The following is a 17,407-nucleotide window of genomic DNA, read 5'->3' on the forward strand; positions in this document are numbered from 1 at the left end:
GGAAGGAGTGAAGCAGTGATTCACTGCTTCATCAAGAGGCCGGACGGGGGTGCACACCCGGCGACGCCGAGAATCAGCCGCCCGTCAGGTCGCGGAGTGCGAAGTCGTCCGGCAGCGGGGTGCCGAGCTCGTCGAGGGCCGAGACGAGCTTCTTCTCCTCGTACGTGAAGTGCGACTCCACCAGCGCGACGAGACCGTCCAGCTCGCCGCGCACCCGCCGTGCCTCCGCCGGGTCCGGGTCGGTCCCCGGCTCGGCCGGGAGCGTGTCGAGGAGTTCCTGGAGGCGGACCAGGATCTCCTCCACCTGCACGTGGTCGCGGGCCAGTTCGTCGAGTACGGGCCGCAGCGCCGGATGCGTCTCGGCGAGGACGGGGAAGACGCCCTGGTCCTCGGCGGTGTGGTGGCGGGTGAGCGCGGAGCAGAAGGCGAGGCAGTGCGCGCGGAGGTCGCGGGGGCGGGCGCCGCCGCCGGAGAGGAAGGAGTCGAGGTCCTCGCGGAGGCGGGCGAGCTCCTCGCGGAGCCAGAGGTGCACGTCGACGAGCTGGTTCCCGAACGCCGTGAGGCGGTCGGCCGGTTCGGAGGTGGTGGCCATGCGCCGCATGATTCCACCGGCCCCGGAACGGCGCACGCCCCTTCCCGGAGCGGGAAGGGGCGTGCGCCGGAGCGGGTGGCTGCTCAGCCGGTGAAGACCTCGGTCAGGGACCAGATCGCGAGGCCCGCCATGCAGACGCCGCCGATGCGCTGCACGGTCTTGAGCGGGACGCGCTTGGCGATGAAGCGGCCCGCGATCAGAGCGAGGGCGGAGACCGTCGTCAGGGCGGCGAAGGAACCGATCGCCGTCGACCAGGTGCCGTTGGTGGCGGCCAGGTTGGCGGTGGTGATCTGGGTCAGGTCGCCCCACTCGCTGATGAAGACAGCCATGAACGCGGTCGAGAAGACGGGCCAGAAGCCGCTGACCGTCCGGCCGCCCTCGTCGGCCTCGTCGTCGTCGCCCCCGCCGCGCAGCAGCATGAACGCGCCGAAGCCGAACATCAGGGCCGAGACCAGCTTGACGGTCCAGCCCGGGAGCAGCCCGAGCAGGCTGCCGGCGCCCACCGCGATGGCGACGTGGGCCAGGAAGGCGGTGGAGGTGCCGATCCACACGTACAGCGGACGCATGCGCGTGCCCATGGCGAGGGACGCGAACATCGTCTTGTCGGGAAGCTCGGCGAGGAAGATCAGCCCGAAGGCGGTGAGGATCGCCAAGGGGTCGAGGTGCATACCGGGGCTCTCTGCTCGGTCCGGGCCCCGCGGCTCCGCACGACACCTCGGTGGGCGACGGGAGGACCACTCGGCCCGGCATGACGGACCACGCCCACGGGAACGCGGACGTGACTGTTGCCTGGCCGAAGGTCTCGCCCGTCCGCGTCGTACGCGGACCCGGTCACCGGGAACCCGGGGGTTCCAGTGTGTCGACGACCGGTTCGCAGGGCTACTCCCCTTCGCTGTCGCCCAGTGTAACGGATCACGGCGCGACGTGATGTAGACACTGTCTACTCGATCTTGGTAGACAGTGTCTATGTCCCTGCACGAGAACGCTTCCGAAGGCACCCACGAGGACGGGCTGCGCGTCCGACTCGTCCGGGTCGGCGTCGAGCTGGTGAACGCCGAAGGCGCCCAGGCCCTCTCCCTGCGCGAGATCGCCCGCCGCGCCGGCGTCTCCCACGGAGCCCCGCGGCGGTACTTCCCCACCCACCTCGACCTGCTGTCCGCCATCGCCCGCCAGGGCTTCGCCGAACTCGCCGCGCGCGTCGCCGAGGAGGACCCCGAGGGGGCCCCGGCGCGCGAGCGGATCGAGGTGCTCGCCCGGGTCTACCTCGACTACGCCGACACCCGGCGCGGCATGTACGAGCTGATGTTCCGGCACGACCTGCTCGAGAGCGGCCGGCTCGGGCTGCGCGAGACCAGCCTGCCGCTCTTCGCCCACCTCACCGGGCTCGTCGCCCGAGTCCGCCCGGCGGCCGACCCCGCCGTCCTCGCCGGCGCCCTCTGGGCCAACCTGCACGGCATCGCCCAGCTCTGGCACTGGGGCAGCCTCCGCCTCGCCACCGGCGACGACGACCCGGGCCCCTTCCTGGCCGCCGCGCTCGACGCCCACCTCGGGGACGCCGCCCGGTGAACCGCACCCTCGCCTGCAGCGTCGTCGGCGCCGCCGTCGTCGCCCTCGACGGCACGGTCCTGACCGTCGCCCAGCCCGCCCTCCAGCGCGACCTGCACGCCGAGGTCGGCCAGGTGCAGTGGACCAGCACCGGCTACCTCGTCGCCGTCGCGAGCCTCCTCGTCCTCGCGGGCCGCCTCGGCGACCGGTACGGCCACCGCCGGGTCTTCGCCGTCGGCGCCCTCGGCTTCGCCGCCGCCTCCACCGGAATCGCCCTGGCGCCCGGCATCGGCACCGTGATCGCGCTGCGCGTGCTCCAGGGCGTCTGCGGGGCACTCCTCCAGCCCGCCACCCTCGGCATGCTGCGCACCGCCTTCCCACCGGAGCGGCTCGCGACCCCGATCGCCGTCCGCACCGCCGCCATCGGCCTCGCCGCCGCGACCGGCCCCGTCATCGGCGGCGCCCTGGTCTCCTCGTACGGCTGGCGCGCGGTCTTCCTCCTCGGAGTGCCCCCGACCCTGGCGATCGGGCTGCTGGCCCTGACAGGGCGGGACCGCCGTCCGGCGCACGCGCCCGAGCACCCGACGTCCGGCTCCGCCGCGCTCGATCCGCTCGGCGCCCTCCTGCTCGCCGTCTCGCTCGGTCTGCTGGTCCACGGGCTCGACCAGGCGTCCCGTCCCGGTGGCCGCGGGATCGCCCTTCTCGCCTGCGGTGCGGCCCTCGCGGCCGGGGCGGCCTTCGCGTGGCACGAGCGGCGGGCGGCAGACCCGCTGCTGCCCCTGGCGCTGCTCCGGAGCGTGCCGGTCGTCGCGGGGCTCGCCGCGCTCCTCGCGGCATCGGCCGCCCTCTCCGGCGGGCTCTTCGTGGTCACGTACTTCCTCCAGGACGTCCAGGGGCTCGACCCCCTCGCCTGCGCGCTGCGCGTCCTCCCGCTCGCCGTCCTCATGGTCCTCGGCGCGCTGCTCTGCCCGCCGCTCCAGCGCCGCTTCGGGCCCCGGCGCACCGCGACCACCGGGGCCGCGCTGCTCACGCTCGGGGTCCTGCTGCTCTCCCGGCTCGACGAGACGGCCGGCGCGGCCGCCGTGGGCGGCGCGTCCGCGCTCCTCGGCGCCGGGTTCGTCACGCTCATGGTCACCGCGACCTCCGTCGTCGTGCACCGCGCCCCCGAGGCCCACGCCGGCGTCGCCGGCGGCCTCCAGCAGACGGCGATGAACGTCGGCCCCGCGCTCGGCGTCGCCACCGCGGCCCTGCTCCTCGCCCTCGTCCCGGACGGCGGCTTCGTACCGGCCCGGGGCGCCGCCCTCCCGGCCCTGGCGGCCATCGCCGCGCTCGCCCTTTTCGCCGCCCTCGCCCTCCCCGGCCGCCCGGACCGCGGTGGGACACGCCCGGAGTCTGCGCCACCCGGGCGTCGCCGACAGCCCTGCGTACGATCATGAGATGCCCGCAGCCGGTCACCGCCCGCCTCCCGGCACGGCGACGCGCACCCAGTTCAACCTCGGTCGCGCCCTGCCCTTCCTGGTCCTGGTCCTGACGGTCCTCGCCGACCTCCTCACCCCGGACCGGGAGCGCTTCGACCGGCTCCTCGTCGCCGCGCCCGCGCTCGCCGCCGTCACCTGGAGCGTGCGCGGGACCATCGGCATCGGGCTGCTCGCCATGGCCGCCCGCTTGCTCCTCAACCCCACCAGGGACGTCACGTCCCCCTCCGAGCTCCTCGCCAGCGAGGCCGTCATCGCCGCCGTGACCGCCGTCGCGGCCTGGGTCAGCCGGGTCAGGACCCGCTACGAGCGGGACCTGCAGGAGGTCACCGCCGTCGCCGAGGTCGTCCAGCGGGTCGTCCTGCGCCCGCTGCCCGAGCGCCTCGGCCGCTTCGAGCTGCATCTGCTGTACGTCGCGGCCGCGGCCAAGGCGAGGATCGGCGGCGACTTCTACGAGGCCGTCAGGATCCCCGGCGCGGTGCGCGTCATGCTCGGCGACGTCCAGGGCAAGGGCCTCGGCGCCGTCGAGACCGCCTCCGTCCTGCTCGGCTCCTTCCGCGCCGCCGTCAACGAGGCCCGCGACCTCGCGGACCTCGCGGACCGGCTCGACGAGGGCCTCGCCCGCTACGGCGCCTGGGACCCGGACTCCGACGCCGCCGAACGCTTCGCCACCGTCGTCCTGGTGGAGCTCCCCGACGGCCGTGACGTCGTACGGCTCCTCAGCTGCGGCCACCCCGCCCCGCTGCTCCAGCGCAGGAGCGGCGTCGAGGCCGTGCACTTCGCCGACCCCTCCCTGCCGGTCAACCTCGCGGGCCTCGCCGAAAACCACCACCGGATCGAGGAGGTGCCCTTCGGCCCGGGCGACCGGCTGCTCCTGTACACCGACGGCGTCAGCGAGACCCGCGACCGGGCCGGCACCTTCTACCCGCTGGAGCTGCGCCTGCGCGGCTGGGCCCGGCAGCCGGCCGCGGAGCTTCCCGAGCTCCTCCACCGCGACCTCGCCGCCTACGGGGCGGGCGGCCTCGACGACGACGTGGCCGCCGTCCTCCTGGTCCGCCCGCCGGAGGCCGCCTGACGCGACCGCGCCGCACCCGCCGGAGTCGCCCGGCGGGCGCCGGCCGTGACCCTCCGAACCACCCGCCCGGGGCGGCTTGTGCCGTTGACGCCCGGTTGCGCGTCCTGTGCGCCGTTCGTGCGCTCTGGTCGCTCCGTTCCCGGTACGTGAGGCTTGCGACCGTCCGCAGAGCGGACCGCCAGCAGCCCAGTCGAGAGGAACGGGTGCACGTGCCCCAGGACAGCCCCTTCGCCAACGGATCGTCCGAAGAATTCCCCGGCTTCCCGGGCATCACGGCGGGCCTCACCGCAGCCGAGGCATCCCGCCTCACCGGCCGCGGCCTCTGGGCCCCCGACGGCACCGTCGACCCCGACGTCGTCCGGCTCGGCCAGACCCTCACCACCGCGCTCCTGAACGGCACCGGCGAAGGACCCGAGGCCCTGCTCCCCGCCGAACTCGCCGCGGACGTCGAGGAGGTACGGAGCCGCGCCCTGCCCTCGTACCACCGCATCGAGGCCACGGACGGCATCCGGCTCTCCGCCCTCAGCCTCCGGCAGCTCGGCCCCGGCCCCCACCCGCTGGTGGTCGTCCCGGCCGGCTGGACCCCCTTCGGCTGGCCGCTGTTCCTCCGGGCGTACCTCGACCTCGCCTGCAGGGGCCACCACGTCCTCGCCTACACGCCCCGCGGCCTCGGCATCCCCGGACTGCCCTCCACCTCCGAGGGCTTCGTCGACGTCGCAGGACCCCACGACTGGGCCGACGGCTCCGCCGTCATCGACTTCGCGACCGATCACCTCGCCCCGAGCGCGATCGGCTTCCTCGGCGAGTCCTACGGCTCCGGCATCAGCCAGCTCGTCGCCGCCCACGACGACCGCGTCACCGCCGTCGTCGCCCTCAGCACCTGGGGGAACCTCGCCACCAGCCTCTACGACCACGGAACCCGCCACCTCGCGGCCGTGAAGGCCCTCCTGGCGCTCACCGGCGGCCCGGTGGAGACCAAGTTCGACGCGAGGAACCAGGAGATCCTCGCCGACTTCCTGGCCGACCGGAACCTCGACCGGGTCGTCGAGTGGGGCCGGCTGCGCGCCCCGGAGTCGTACCTCCACCTCACCAACGACAACGAGACCCCGACCTTCTTCTCGAACACCTGGCACGAGGGCCTCTTCGCCGTCAACCAGCTCCTGCGGACCTTCGAGGGCCTCGACGTCCCCAAGCGGCTCAACCTCTGGATCGGAGACCACGCCGCCCCCGAGGGCCCGGGACTCATCGGCACGGAGCCCGGAAGGCCGAACCTCCCCCTGGCCGAGGCGTACGCCTGGCTCGACCACCACCTCAAGGGCGAGCGCAACGGGGTGGAGCACTGGGAACAGGTCTGCAGCGAGGTCATGTTCACGTACGTCACCGAACCCGTCCTTGACCCCGGCACGGGCGAGCCGACCGGCGAGTGCCGCATCGTCGAGGAGGCCCGCCGGGAGAGCCGCGCCGACTGGAGCCTGGTCACGACGGGTGTCGAGGTCCTCGGCCTCACCGGCGACGGCGCGGGCGGCACCGACGGCCGGCTCCTGCCCGCGGGCGAGACGTCGGCGCCCTCGGAGGTCACCGGCTGGCGCCGCGCGTACCTCGCGGGCGTGGACACCGAGGCCACCGTCATGGACGGCCTCATGAAGACCGGCCAGGCGGAACGGGCCGGCAACCCCAAGACCTACGACACCCGCAAGATCGACCGCCGGCACGCCGTCGTCTGGACCACCGCCCCGTTCACGGCCCCGCTCACCGCCCCGGAAGGCGAGGAAACGCCCGGCCGCCGGATCCGCGGAGTGCCTCGGCTGCGCCTCACGGTCCGCTCCACGGCCACCTCCGCCTGCCTCGTCGCCCACCTCTTCGACGTCGCCGAGGACGGCACGGCCCGGATCATCACCCACGAGCCGCTCAGCGTGTACGGGCTGACGCCCGACCAGGACCGCACCGTGACCTGGAGGCTCCAGGCCGCCGCGTACGACGTCGCCGCAGGACACCGTCTGATGCTGGTCGTCGACAGCAAGGACCCGCTGTACGGCGACGCGTCCGTCACGTGGACGCAGACCGTCGTCAGCTCCCCGGAGGGCGCGCCGGCCTTCCTGGAACTGCCGCTGGGGTGAAGCCGCCGGAGCCGAGGCGGGGACACCGCCTCGGCCCCCGTGTCAGACCGCCGGCGCGAGCCCCAGGTGCTCCCGGAGCGTCGTGCCCGTGTACGCCGTCCGGTACGCGCCCCGCTCCTGGAGCTCCGGCACGAGCAGGTCGACGATGTCGTCGAGGCCGTCCGGCACCAGGTACGGCGAGACGTTGAAGCCGTCGACGGCGCCGTGCCGGGCGAACCGGGCGAACTTCTCCGCGAGCCCGGCCGGGGTGCCGACGTGACCGCGCTGCGGACCGAGCTCGATGACCGTCTCGCGCAGGGACCAGCCGTTGGCGTCGGCCTTCGCCCGCCACTCGGCCACGGTGTCCAAGGTCTCGCCCAGCTGACGGGTGCCGAACTTCCCGTCGTACTCGGCGACCACCGGGTCCTCGGCCGGCAGCGGCCCGTCCGCGTCCCGCCCGGACAGGTCGAAGCCCCACAGCCGGCTCGCGATGCCCAGCGCGACGGCGGGCGTGACCTGCTCCAGGCGGACCCAGCGGGCCTTCTCCTCCGCCTCCTTCTCGGTGGCCCCGATGACGATCTCCGTGCCCGGCAGGATCCGCAGGGCGTCCTCCGGCCGCCCGGCCGCCCGCAGCCGGCCCCGGATGTCCTCGGCGAAGGCCAGCGCGTCGTCGAAGTCCGTACCGTGCGCGGAGAAGATCACGTCCGCGTTGCAGGCCGCGAAGTCCCGGCCCTCGCCGGAGTCGCCCGCCTGGAAGATCACCGGATGCCCCTGTGCGCTGCGCGGCAGGGTCGGCGCCAGATCGACGTCGAAGTGGTCGGTCCGCGACCGTACGCGTCCCACCGCACCCGGCACCGACCAGGAACGGGCGTCGGTGGAACCGGCGACAGCGCCCTCCGCCCAGCCGTTCCACACGGCCCGCGCGACCGTGAGGAACTCCTCGGCGCGCCGGTACCGGTCGGCGTGGTCGAGGAAGCCGCCGCGGCGGAAGTTCTCGCCGGTCCAGGCGTTGTGCGTGGTCACCACGTTCCAGCCGGCGCGGCCGCCGGAGAGCAGGTCGAGACCCGCGAGCCGCCGGGCGAGGTCGCCGGGCTCGTTGAAGGTCGTGTTGGACGTCGAGACGAGCCCGATCCGCTCGGTCGCGGCGGCGAGCGCGGAGAGCTGGGTGATCGAGTCCGGGCGGCCGGCGACGTCCAGCTCGTGGATGCCGCCCTCCGACTCGCGCAGCCGCAGGCCGTCCCCGAGGAAGAACGCGTCGAAGAGCCCGCGCTCGGCGGTCCTGGCCACCCGGAGGAAGGACGCCGGATCGATCTGGGAGCCGCTGGAGGGGTCCGACCAGATCGTCCAGTGGTTGACGCCCTGGAAGAACACCCCGAAGTGCAGCCGGGCGTCCGGGCGGGGAACGTCGTTCGCGTCGGCGCGGGTCATCGGGTCTCCTCCCGGACGGGCGTGGCGGCGCCGTCGGTCGTGAAGCGGCTGAGGGGCCGGGGGAGGCCCAGGGAGGTACGCAGGGTGGTGCCCGGCAGCGGGCGGGCGGCGAGGCGGCGGACGAACAGCTCGGGCAGCACGAGACGGGACAGCACCGCCAGGTCCTCGTCGAGGACGAGCGGTCGTAGCCGCACGCCGTCGACACGTCCGGCGAGCTCCGCCAGGAGGTCCACCAGACCCGCCGCGGGCCCGGTGTACCGCAGCCGGTCCGGGCCGGGCTCCCAGGGGGAGTACCGCTCCAGGTCGGCGATCCGCTCCCGGGCCGACTCACCGGGGGTGTCGAGGGCGACCTCGACCTCGGCGAACGCGAGCGGCGCGCCGGTCGCCCCCGCGGCCTCTCCCGCCTCGGCGGGCGTCGCCCCGCCGACCAGCGCCACGTCGGCGAGACCGGCCGGGACGAGCCCCGGGCGGGCGAGGACCACGGGACGGCCCTGCGGCGGACGCGGCACGATCGACGGGCCCTTCACGGAGTACGTCTCCCCGACGAAGTCGACGGCGTGGAGCCGCGACCGGTCCAGATAGCGGCTCGTGGCCACCGACCGGATCACCGCGTCGTCCTCCCATGAGTCCCACAGGTCCCGTACGACACGGAGGCCGTCACGGGCCTCACGGGCGAGCGCGTCCGCGCCCTCGACGACCGGCCGCCCCCAGGCGCGCGCGGCGGCCGGATCCTCCTCGGTCCCCACCACCCAGCCGGCCCGGCCGGCCGAGACGTGGTCGAGCGAGGCGAGCTGCGAGGAGACGTGGAACGGCTCGGCGTACGTGGTCGCCACGACCGGCGCCACGCCGAGGACGCTCGTCGACGCGGCCACGAACGCGGCCCGTTCCAGGGCGCCGATCCGTCCCACGGGACCGGAGCCGCCGTCGGCTTCGGGCGGGAGGATCGAGTCCTCCAGGGTGACCAGGGTGAACCCGGCGTTCTCGGCGACGGCCGCCACCCGGGCGAGCCGACGCGGGGTCAGCAGTTCGCCGGGGGAGTGGGCGGCACGGCGCCACGCGGCCGGATGGGCACCGTCGCCGTCGATCTCGACGGCCAGGTGCAGGGCAGGGCGGGGCATGGGAGTCCTTCCGAACGACAGGGACGCGCGACGGCACGGCAGCGGTGCGGGGCACGGCTGCGCGGGGCCGGGCGACGGGGCGTCACGGGACGCGCGGACCCACGCGGGGCGGGGTCAGGCGCGAGGGGAAGGACAGATGGCCGAGGAGGTGCGGCAGAAGTCGACGTGCCGGCGGCAGACCAGGCGGGCACGCGGGCGGGCGGGGGCGTGCGCGGCGACGATCACTGCGAGCACGCGTGCCTCCCCCACGGTTCAGGCCCCGGCCAGGTGCGACCGGGGACGCCTCACCATAGGCAGCCCGCCTTCGACACTGTCAAGGCCGTCCCGTCCACCGGGACGTCAGGAGGGCGGCAGGAGAGGGGAGTCGGGGCGGCGGAGGGCGGGATCCCGCCGCCCGCGGGCGGATTCCATGTCAGACCCTGGGCTGAGGCGACGTCGGACCGTGTACGGACGCGTCGGGGCGGGCCCGGCGCCTAGCGTGCCCGCATGATGCGATTCAGCAAGGCGGCCGCGGCCGCCGTCCTCGTCTGTTCCCTCGCCTTACCCGCCGGCATCGCCACGGCCGCCGGCCCGGGCACGCCCACCGCCGGCGCTCCGGCAGCCTCCGGTGCGCCGCAGGTGACGCGGCCCGCCACGCTGCCGGCCCCCACCGGACCGTACGCCGTCGGCAGCACCGTCCTGCCGCTCGTCGACCGCTCCCGTACCGACCCCTGGGTGCCCACCGCCGACGGCCGTGCCCTCATGGTCACGCTCCACTACCCGGCCGCCCACCCCGGTGGAGGCCGCCCCGCCCCGTACGCCACCCGGGAGGAGGCGCGGCTGCTCGCCGAGCAGCTCGGGCAGGGCGTCTCCGGCGACGTGCTCGCCCGCACACGCACCCACAGCAGCACCGACGTCCGGCCCGCGCCCGGCCGTCACCCCCTGGTGCTGCTGTCGCCCGGCTTCAGTGTCTCCCGCTGGACGCTCACCCATCTCGCCGAGGACCTCGCCTCGCGGGGTTACGTCGTGGCGTCCGTCGACCACGCCTACGAGTCGTACGGGATCAGCCTTCCCGACGGCCGCACCCTCACCTGCGTCGCCTGCACGGCCCTCGACGAGGGCGGGGTGCACGGGAGCGTCGTCACCTCGACGCGCGCCGCCGACATGCGGTACGTCCTGGACCGGCTCACCGGGCCCAAGCCGGTCTGGCGGTACTCAGGCGTGATCGACGCGGGCCGCGTCGGCATGGCCGGCCACTCCATCGGCGGGGCGAGCGCGGCCTCCGCCATGGTGGCCGATCCTCGTATCGACGCCGGGATCAACATGGACGGCGCCTTCTGGGAGGACCTCCCCGCGGAGGGCCTGCGGGGCCCCGCCCGTTCCTGATGCTCGGGACCCACGACACCATGCACCTGCCCGGCGGGCAGGACGCCGGCTGGGACCGGGCGTGGACCGCGCTCGACGGCTGGAAGCGCTGGATCACGGTCGCCGGATCCGAACACTTCACCTTCTCCGACGGCCCCGTGATCGCACGTCACTTCGGCCTTCCCCAGCCGGAACTGCCCACCGACCGGGCCGTCGCCGTCACCCGCACGTACGTCGCCGCCTTCTTCGACCAGCACCTGCGCGGGCTCCCGCGCCCGATCCTCGACGGCCCGACGCCCGCGAACCCGGAGGTCCACTTCCAGCACCGCTGAGCGGCCCGGGGACGGGGATCAGGAGCGGTAGTGCGGGGTGTTCACCTCCGCCCAGTCGGCCAGCGCCCGCGCGCACTCGGCGACCGATTCGCGCCAGGTGCGCGCCGCGCCGTCACCGGCCTCGTCGCTGACGTGCTTCACGATGCGCAGCGGCACCCCGGCGAGCTCGGCCGCCGTGGCCAGCGCGTACCCCTCCATGTCGACGAGCGGCGCGCGCACCGCGAGCCGGGCGCGGGCCGCCTCGTCCGAGACGAACGTGTCCCCGGTGGCCAGGACCACGTCACCGCCGTCGGGCAGCGTCAGCGGGGCCCCGTACGTCTCGCCGGTCAGCGTGGCGAGCAGCTCGCCGTCCAGGTCGTGCTGGACCACGGTGCCGACGACGTGCGTCCCGGTCCAGCCAGGCCGCAGGGCCCCGGCCGTCCCGAGGTTCACGATCCCGGACGGCTTCGGGCCCCGGCCGAGGACGCTCGCCAGGGCGGTCGCCGCGTTCACCTTGCCCATGCCGGTGAGCAGGACGGGCAGCTCCGTGTCGAGGAACTGCGCCTCCTCCTTGACGGCGAGGACGAACAGCGGTCGGTCGGCCGTGATCTCTCCCAAGAGTTCCATGGAGGCCACGCTAGTTCGAGGGCCCGCCCCGCGTACAACCGGCCGGTGCTCAGCCCAGCGAAAGACCCTGCTCCGCGAGCGCCTCGCCGAGCACCCGAAGGGCCTTCGGCCCCACGCCGTGCAGGGCCGCGAGCTCGGCGGCGGGCACGTCGGCGAGCTGGGCGAGTCCGGTGTACCCGGCCGCGACGAGCGCGCGCGTCGCGGGCGCTCCGATCCCGCGCGGGAGGTCGGTCTCAGGTCGGTCGGGTCCGTTGGTCATGGACCGATCGTGCCACGCTGGGAGCCGGGAGCCGGGAGCCGGGAGCCGGGAGCCGGGAGCCGGGAGCCGGGAGCCGGGAGCGGTCGACGGGATGGGGCGGGGGAGTGGGCCCCGGTGCTCACACCGGGAGCAGCCGGCCGATCAGCGCCCCCAGCTGCCGGGCGTTCCGGCACGGGCGCATCTCCACGAGCTCGGCGTACGCCGGTGCCACCGAGTCGCCGGTGCCCCAGAGCGAGGGCTGCTCGGGGTTGAGCCAGTGGACCCGGCGGGCACGGTCCGCGATGAGACGCAGCGCCGCGAGGTTCGGGTCGGCACCGTTCGTACGGGCGTCGCCGAGGACGAAGACCACCGTGCGCGGGCCGACCGCCTCCGCGTACCGCTGGGCGAACTCCCCGAGCGCCGTCCCGTAGTCGCTCTGCCCGTGCCACCCGGTGAGCTCCGCCTCCGCGAGGATGCGGTCGCCCAGCCCCGCCGGGTCCGCCGCGCCCCGCGCGATCAGCCCGGTCACCTCGTCCACCCGGTTGACGAACGCGAAGACCCGCACCCGGCTGAACTGGTCGTGCAAGGCCTGCACGAGCAGCATCGTGAACTGTGCGAAACCCGCCACCGACCCCGACACGTCGCACAGCAGGACCAGTTCGGGACGGCGGGGGCGGCGCCGTCGCAGGACCGGCCGCACCGGCACACCCCCGGTCGACAGCGAGCCGCGCAGGGTCCGCCGCAGATCGATCTCGCCGCGCGCCGCCCGGCGCCGCCGCGCCGCGAGCCGGGTGGCCAGTTTCCGCGCCAGCGGCCGTACCGTACGCCGCAACTCGTCCAGCTGCGCCCGCCCGGCCAGCAGGAAGTCCACGCTGTCCGCCGTTCCCGCGACCGCCCGCCGCGCGACCCGGTCACGGCCCTGCCGCTCGGCGACGCGCCGCCGGGCCTCGGTCCGCACCCGCTCCCGGAAGGCCTCGATCCGCCGCCGGATCTCGTCGTCGAGGAGCCGCTCGGTGAACTCGGGGTCCTCGGTCGTGGCCGCCGCCCGCAGCCGGTCGCGCACCCGGGCGAGCAGCGTCTCGGGGCGCAGCCGGGAGAGCGTCTGGTACGAGGACCAGCCGTCCGACTCCGGACCGGAGCCGTAGCCGCCGAACCCGCCCACCGCCTCGGCGGCCAGCCTGTCGAGCGCGGCGCCGTCCCCGGCGGTGAGGGCCTCCGCCAGCCGGTCCCGGAGCGCGGCGAGGTCCGCGGCGCTGTTCTCGTACGCCTCGGCCGACTCCGGAGCGGCGCCGAGCGGGAAGTACAGGTCGAAGACCTGGTCGAACACCGTCCGCTGGCCCTCTCCGTGGAGCAGCGTCGCCGCCAGCGCCTCCCGGACGCGCTCCCGGTCGGCGAAGCCGACGGCTTCGAGGGCCAGCCCCGCGTCCACGGTCTCACCGGTCCCGATCCCGAACCCGTGCGCACGCAGCGCCGCGACGAGCCCGGTGATCCGCGCGACGGCCCCGGAGGTGCCGGCCACGTCCGCCGGGCTACCCGCAGCCCCGGCCGCGCCCACCGGGCCCGCGCCGTCCGCCCGCCTCACACCGCGTCCAGGTCGAGCTTGGCCGCCGCCTTCACGATGTCCTCCTGGTGCTTGAGGAGGACGCCGAGGGTCTCCCGTACGACCCGCTCGTCCAGCCGGTCCGCGCCGAGCGCGAGCAGCGTGCGGGCCCAGTCGATCGTCTCCGACACGGACGGCACCTTCCGCAGGTCCATCGCCCGCAGCACCCCCACGACCCGGACGACGGACGCGGCGAGCGCGGCGTCGAGGCCGGGGACCTTGAGGGTCACGATCCGGCGTTCCAGCTCCTCCTCGGGGAAGCCGATGTGCAGGAAGAGACAGCGCCGGCGCAGCGCCTCGGACAGCTCGCGGCTCGCGTTCGAGGTGAGCACGGTGAACGGCCGTCGCGTCGCGGTGATCGTGCCGAGTTCGGGCACGGTCACCTGGAAGTCGCCGAGGACCTCCAGGAGCAGCCCCTCCACCTCGACGTCGGCCTTGTCGGTCTCGTCGACGAGCAGCACCGTCGGCTCCTCGGACCGGATGGCGGTGAGCAGCGGCCGGGGGAGCAGGAACTCCTCGCCGAAGATGTCCGTCCGGGTCTCGTCCCAGCTCTCGCCCCGACCCGCCGTGATGCGCAGCAGCTGCTTGGCGTGGTTCCACTCGTACAGCGCGCGGGACTCGTCGACGCCCTCGTAGCACTGCAGCCGGACCAGGCGCGCGCCCGTGACCGCGGTGACGGCCTTGGCGAGCTCCGTCTTGCCGACGCCGGCCGGGCCCTCGACGAGCAGCGGCTTGCCCAGCCGGTCGGCGAGGAACACGGTGGTGGCGACGGCCGGCGACGCCAGGTAGCCGGTCGTGGCGAGCCGTTCGGCGACGTCGTCGACGGAGGTGAAGAATCCGGTCGTCATGGCTGTCCCCCCGGGAAGCGAAAACTCGTACTGGCCAGTAGCCTCAGGTGTACTTGATCAGATCGGCCACCGGCGCACAACCGTCCCGCGAGAGCCCCGTGCCGCGCGCGTGACGCCGGGCGCTGGTGCAATGGGGGACCGGGTATGGCACCCGGATGCCCGCACGGCGGTGGAGGTGTCGTGACGGAACGGGACGAGGCCCTCCTGACCAGGGCACGCGCCCTTGAGCAGGCGATCGGCGAGATCGGCACGACGCTCGACGAGACGACCACGTGCCGCGAACTCGCGTCCATGCTCGCCCGCCACCTGCACGGCTCCGTCACGGTCGACCTCCTCGACGAACCGGGAGGCCCGATCCGCCGGGTGGCGTTGGCGGGAGCGGCCGACGCCGGGGTCGGCGGCAGAGCGCTGACGGCCGCCACCGGCGGCGGCAGGGCCGCCACCCGCAGCGACAAGGCCACCGGCGCCGACGTGATTCCCGCGGCCGGCACCGGCGCCGACAGGGCCCCCAGCCTCGCCGTTCCCCTCGCAGTCCGCGGCGGGCGCCCCATGGGCACCGTCATCGTCAGGCGGAGCGGGCCCGGGTTCTCCGCCGACGAGGTCGCGGTGCTGCAGCACGTGTCCCGGCTCGCCGCCCGGCACCTCGGTCACGCCCGCCGGCTCGCCGCCACCGAGGACACCGCCCTCCACCTCCAGCGCGCCCTCGTCGCCGAACCGGGCCGGCCGCACCCCAACCTGGAGGTCGCGGGCAGCTACCTCCCGGCGGGCCCGCGCGCGCTCGTCGGCGGCGACTGGTTCGAGACCGTGCGCCTCCACTACGGCCGCAGCCTCCTCGTCGTCGGCGACGTGATGGGCCACGGCCTCGACGCGGCCGTCGACATGAACGCCTACCGCGCCGCGCTCCGCGAGGTCGCCTCGACCGATCTGCCGCCGCACCGGGTGCTGCGCCACCTCGACTCGGTGGTCGCCGAGGACGACGCCCGCCGCCCCGCCACCTGTCTGCTCGTCCAGGTCGATCCGTCCCGCGGCACCGCGACCTTCGCCAACGCCGGGCACCTGCCGCCCGCCGTGTTCGGCGCGGACGGTTCCGCGGAGCTCGTCGACCTCCCCGTGGGGCCGCCGCTGGGCACCGGCGTCGGCGGCTACGAACCCACCACGCGCCCGCTCACCCCCGGCGAGACCCTGCTGATCTTCACCGACGGCCTCGTCGAACGCCGCGGGGAGGACATCGACATGTCGCTCGCCCGTCTCGCCGCCCTCCGGCTCCCCGAGGACTGCGGCCCCGAGCGGGTCGTCGAGGAGGTGCTCCGGCGCCTCGACGCGCACCACGCGGAGGACGACGTCGCCGTCCTCGCGGCCCGCGTCCGTATCCGCCCGGGACCGTGACATCGAGTCACATCCTCCCCACGCGCTGCCGTGACGCACGGTCACACCACCCCCGCCGACGACCTGTTTTGCGCCGCGGCGGGATTGTTGCGGCAGGACGCTTGTGCACGGCCCTCGCGCCCGGCACGCTCCTCGTATGAACACGGCCAGGCATGCCAGTGAACGTCTGATGAGCTGGCCCTCGCTGACCCCCGGCCGCGCCCATTGCGGCGCCGAGCTCGGACTGGGCACCGGGACGCAGGAGATCGTCCACTTCCACGGCGAACACGAGGCGGACGTCCACCTCACCCGCGCCATGGTCGCGAAGCTGCGCCCGGCGCTCCTCGGGTCGAGCGCGGTCCGGCTGCGGGCCGGATCCGGCTGGGTGACGGTCCGTCTGGACATGGGCTCGGACATCGACCTGCTCGCCACCCTGGTGAGCGCCGCCCTCCAGGCGAGCGGCGCCCCCGACGTGGCCCCGGACGGCTGCACCCGCACCCGCCCGGTCTCCGGCAGCCGCTGAAAGACGGCTACGAAGGAACCGGGAAGAGCATGCAGGTGCTCGTCGCGTGACCGAGGAGCCGGTCCTCCGCGTCGTACAGGCCCGCCTCCGCGAGGGCCGTGCGGCGTCCCTGTGAGAGGACCGTGCCCACGGCCCGGATCTTGCCCGTGTCCATCGTGATCGGGCGGAGGAAGCGGGTCGACAGGTCGAGCGAGGTGTACGCCATGCCGCGCGGGAGCGTGCTGTGCACCGCGCAGCCGGCGGCCGAGTCGAGCAGCGTCGCGTAGACCCCGCCGTGCACGCTCCCGATCGGGTTGTAGTGCTCCTCGCCCGGTTCCATCGCGAACACGGCGCGCCCCGGCTCGACCTCCTCCAGGGTGAAGCCGAGCAGGGCGGCGATCGGCGGCCCGGGCAGCCGGCCCGCCACCATCTCCCGCAGGAAGTCGATGCCCTCCATCGACATCGCGGCCCGCGCGGTGGCCCCGGCGTCCTCCCACTCGACCGTGCGTGACCGCCCCATCGCCACTCCACTCCGCTCACCAGCTGACTCTGTACAGCGAAGCTAGCTTCCGTGTCGGCTGACTGTCAACGGCAGAGCCAGGTGGCTACAGTGGGCGGATGAACTGGCTGGAGACGGATACGGAGAACTGCCCGGTCCGCCGTGCACTAGACGTCGTGGGCGAGAAATGGAGCCTGCTCATCCTGCGCGAGGCCTTCAACGGCGTCCGCCGCTACGACGAGTTCCGCCAGCACCTCGGCCTTTCGGAGGCCGTCCTCGCCGACCGGCTCCGCAAGCTCGTCGCCGCCGGCGTCCTGCGCAGCGAGCCCTACCGCGAGCCCGGCGCCCGCACCCGCCACGAGTACCGGCTCACCCGCAAGGGCGTCGACCTCTGGCCCGTGCTCCTCGCCCTCAAGCAGTGGGGCGACACCCACGCCGCCGAGCCCGAGGGCCCGGTCCTCGACATCCGGCACACCGACTGCGGCGCCCCCGTCCGCGTCGTCGTCCAGTGCGAGGGCGAGGAGCGGGCCCTCCTCTCACCCCGCGATGTCACCGTCCGCCCGGGCCCGGCCGCCCGTCCGCGCCGCGCCGGCTGACGGTCCACCACGCACCTGCCCGCCCGCGCCGCGCCGGCCGACGCCCCGCCACGCACCCGCCGCTCCCCTCCCATCGCCGTGCCTGCTCACGTCATCCGTTCGGCCGCATCCCTGCGATGCGTCGGTGCCCGACCGGGTACTTCACCAG

General features: G+C 74.7%; 16 protein-coding genes and 1 pseudogene. 8 read left to right on the forward strand and 9 right to left on the reverse strand.

Annotated features, from left to right (window positions below):
* Window positions 1-73 precede the first annotated feature (73 nt).
* Entirely contained in the window at window positions 74-592 is a 519-nt protein-coding gene (locus ACFYX3_RS29650) for a hemerythrin domain-containing protein (RefSeq protein WP_389019605.1), read from the reverse strand.
* Window positions 593-675: 83 nt separating this feature from the next.
* On the reverse strand, window positions 676-1,260 hold the full coding sequence (locus ACFYX3_RS29655; RefSeq protein ID WP_116164323.1) for a TMEM165/GDT1 family protein: 585 nt from the start codon (window positions 1,258-1,260) through the stop codon (window positions 676-678).
* A 298-nt stretch (window positions 1,261-1,558) separates the two neighbouring features.
* On the opposite strand from ACFYX3_RS29655, the gene ACFYX3_RS29660 reads away from it, so the two are divergent.
* From ACFYX3_RS29660 to ACFYX3_RS29675, 4 genes are all read left to right on the forward strand, one after another.
* Window positions 1,559-2,158 carry a TetR/AcrR family transcriptional regulator gene (locus ACFYX3_RS29660; RefSeq protein ID WP_389019609.1) on the forward strand — a complete coding sequence of 200 codons (600 nt, stop codon included), beginning with the start codon at window positions 1,559-1,561 and terminating at the stop codon, window positions 2,156-2,158.
* Entirely contained in the window at window positions 2,155-3,573 is a 1,419-nt protein-coding gene (locus ACFYX3_RS29665) for an MFS transporter (RefSeq protein WP_389019612.1), read from the forward strand. The genes ACFYX3_RS29660 and ACFYX3_RS29665 overlap by 4 nt, the downstream gene beginning before the upstream one ends.
* Window position 3,574: 1 nt before the next feature.
* The gene (locus ACFYX3_RS29670; protein ID WP_389019615.1) at window positions 3,575-4,687 is read left to right on the forward strand and encodes a PP2C family protein-serine/threonine phosphatase; all 1,113 of its coding nucleotides are present in this window, start codon (window positions 3,575-3,577) and stop codon (window positions 4,685-4,687) included.
* Between the two features lie 209 nt (window positions 4,688-4,896).
* Entirely contained in the window at window positions 4,897-6,804 is a 1,908-nt protein-coding gene (locus ACFYX3_RS29675) for a CocE/NonD family hydrolase C-terminal non-catalytic domain-containing protein (RefSeq protein ID WP_389019618.1), read from the forward strand.
* Window positions 6,805-6,846: 42 nt separating this feature from the next.
* Here the strand turns inward: ACFYX3_RS29675 and ACFYX3_RS29680 are convergent, their stop codons facing one another.
* Both ACFYX3_RS29680 and ACFYX3_RS29685 read right to left on the reverse strand, forming a co-directional pair.
* Window positions 6,847-8,211 carry an NtaA/DmoA family FMN-dependent monooxygenase gene (locus ACFYX3_RS29680; RefSeq protein WP_389019621.1) on the reverse strand — a complete coding sequence of 455 codons (1,365 nt, stop codon included), beginning with the start codon at window positions 8,209-8,211 and terminating at the stop codon, window positions 6,847-6,849.
* Entirely contained in the window at window positions 8,208-9,329 is a 1,122-nt protein-coding gene (locus tag ACFYX3_RS29685) for an LLM class flavin-dependent oxidoreductase (protein WP_389019625.1), read from the reverse strand. Before ACFYX3_RS29685 ends, ACFYX3_RS29680 begins: the two co-directional genes overlap by 4 nt.
* A gap of 486 nt (window positions 9,330-9,815) precedes the next feature.
* Here ACFYX3_RS29685 and ACFYX3_RS29690 point away from each other — a divergent pair.
* A pseudogene (locus ACFYX3_RS29690) lies at window positions 9,816-11,005 on the forward strand (alpha/beta hydrolase family protein).
* A gap of 18 nt (window positions 11,006-11,023) precedes the next feature.
* Here the strand turns inward: ACFYX3_RS29690 and ACFYX3_RS29695 are convergent.
* The 4 genes from ACFYX3_RS29695 to ACFYX3_RS29710 all read right to left on the reverse strand — a co-directional run bounded on the left by ACFYX3_RS29695 (window position 11,024) and on the right by ACFYX3_RS29710 (window position 14,297).
* Window positions 11,024-11,611, reverse strand: coding sequence for a nucleosidase (locus ACFYX3_RS29695; protein ID WP_389019628.1), 588 nt, complete (start codon window positions 11,609-11,611; stop codon window positions 11,024-11,026).
* Window positions 11,612-11,660: 49 nt separating this feature from the next.
* A complete protein-coding gene (locus ACFYX3_RS29700) occupies window positions 11,661-11,870 on the reverse strand; it encodes a DNA-binding protein (RefSeq protein WP_389019631.1) in 210 nt (69 codons plus the stop codon).
* A gap of 118 nt (window positions 11,871-11,988) precedes the next feature.
* A complete protein-coding gene (locus ACFYX3_RS29705; RefSeq protein WP_389019634.1) occupies window positions 11,989-13,368 on the reverse strand; it encodes a VWA domain-containing protein in 1,380 nt (459 codons plus the stop codon).
* Window positions 13,369-13,427: 59 nt separating this feature from the next.
* Window positions 13,428-14,297: an AAA family ATPase gene (locus ACFYX3_RS29710; protein WP_389019638.1), complete on the reverse strand. Its 870-nt coding sequence runs from the start codon at window positions 14,295-14,297 to the stop codon at window positions 13,428-13,430.
* Between the two features lie 180 nt (window positions 14,298-14,477).
* Here ACFYX3_RS29710 and ACFYX3_RS29715 point away from each other — a divergent pair, with 180 nt between their 5' ends.
* Together ACFYX3_RS29715 and ACFYX3_RS29720 are read left to right on the forward strand one after the other, a co-directional pair.
* A complete protein-coding gene (locus tag ACFYX3_RS29715; RefSeq protein WP_389019642.1) occupies window positions 14,478-15,683 on the forward strand; it encodes a PP2C family protein-serine/threonine phosphatase in 1,206 nt (401 codons plus the stop codon).
* Between the two features lie 136 nt (window positions 15,684-15,819).
* Window positions 15,820-16,185 (forward strand): luciferase family protein, encoded by a 366-nt coding sequence (locus ACFYX3_RS29720; RefSeq protein ID WP_376590564.1) that lies wholly within the window; start codon window positions 15,820-15,822, stop codon window positions 16,183-16,185.
* 7 nt (window positions 16,186-16,192) lie between these two features.
* Here ACFYX3_RS29720 and ACFYX3_RS29725 read toward each other — a convergent pair whose 3' ends face one another.
* A complete protein-coding gene (locus ACFYX3_RS29725) occupies window positions 16,193-16,684 on the reverse strand; it encodes a PaaI family thioesterase (protein ID WP_389019646.1) in 492 nt (163 codons plus the stop codon).
* Between the two features lie 98 nt (window positions 16,685-16,782).
* Here ACFYX3_RS29725 and ACFYX3_RS29730 point away from each other — a divergent pair, with 98 nt between their 5' ends.
* Window positions 16,783-17,259, forward strand: a complete 477-nt coding sequence (locus ACFYX3_RS29730; protein ID WP_376590560.1) for a winged helix-turn-helix transcriptional regulator — start codon at window positions 16,783-16,785, stop codon at window positions 17,257-17,259.
* Window positions 17,260-17,407: the final 148 nt, after the last annotated feature.

Origin of the sequence: Streptomyces sp. NPDC002463 (assembly GCF_042889835.1) — a bacterium.
Lineage (GTDB): Bacteria > Actinomycetota > Actinomycetes > Streptomycetales > Streptomycetaceae > Streptomyces > Streptomyces nymphaeiformis.

Excerpts from the sequence above, each read along its gene's own strand:
- ACFYX3_RS29730 (WP_376590560.1), top strand. The coding sequence starts at position 16,783 with ATGAACTGGCTGGAGACGGATACGGAGAACTGCCCGGTCCGCCGTGCA.
- ACFYX3_RS29680 (WP_389019621.1), bottom strand. The coding sequence starts at position 8,211 with ATGACCCGCGCCGACGCGAACGACGTTCCCCGCCCGGACGCCCGGCTG.
- ACFYX3_RS29725 (WP_389019646.1), bottom strand. The coding sequence starts at position 16,684 with ATGGGGCGGTCACGCACGGTCGAGTGGGAGGACGCCGGGGCCACCGCG.
- ACFYX3_RS29660 (WP_389019609.1), top strand. The coding sequence starts at position 1,559 with ATGTCCCTGCACGAGAACGCTTCCGAAGGCACCCACGAGGACGGGCTG.
- ACFYX3_RS29700 (WP_389019631.1), bottom strand. The coding sequence starts at position 11,870 with ATGACCAACGGACCCGACCGACCTGAGACCGACCTCCCGCGCGGGATC.
- ACFYX3_RS29650 (WP_389019605.1), bottom strand. The coding sequence starts at position 592 with ATGGCCACCACCTCCGAACCGGCCGACCGCCTCACGGCGTTCGGGAAC.
- ACFYX3_RS29695 (WP_389019628.1), bottom strand. The coding sequence starts at position 11,611 with ATGGAACTCTTGGGAGAGATCACGGCCGACCGACCGCTGTTCGTCCTC.
- ACFYX3_RS29720 (WP_376590564.1), top strand. The coding sequence starts at position 15,820 with ATGAACACGGCCAGGCATGCCAGTGAACGTCTGATGAGCTGGCCCTCG.
- ACFYX3_RS29655 (WP_116164323.1), bottom strand. The coding sequence starts at position 1,260 with ATGCACCTCGACCCCTTGGCGATCCTCACCGCCTTCGGGCTGATCTTC.
- ACFYX3_RS29670 (WP_389019615.1), top strand. The coding sequence starts at position 3,575 with ATGCCCGCAGCCGGTCACCGCCCGCCTCCCGGCACGGCGACGCGCACC.
- ACFYX3_RS29685 (WP_389019625.1), bottom strand. The coding sequence starts at position 9,329 with ATGCCCCGCCCTGCCCTGCACCTGGCCGTCGAGATCGACGGCGACGGT.
- ACFYX3_RS29710 (WP_389019638.1), bottom strand. The coding sequence starts at position 14,297 with ATGACGACCGGATTCTTCACCTCCGTCGACGACGTCGCCGAACGGCTC.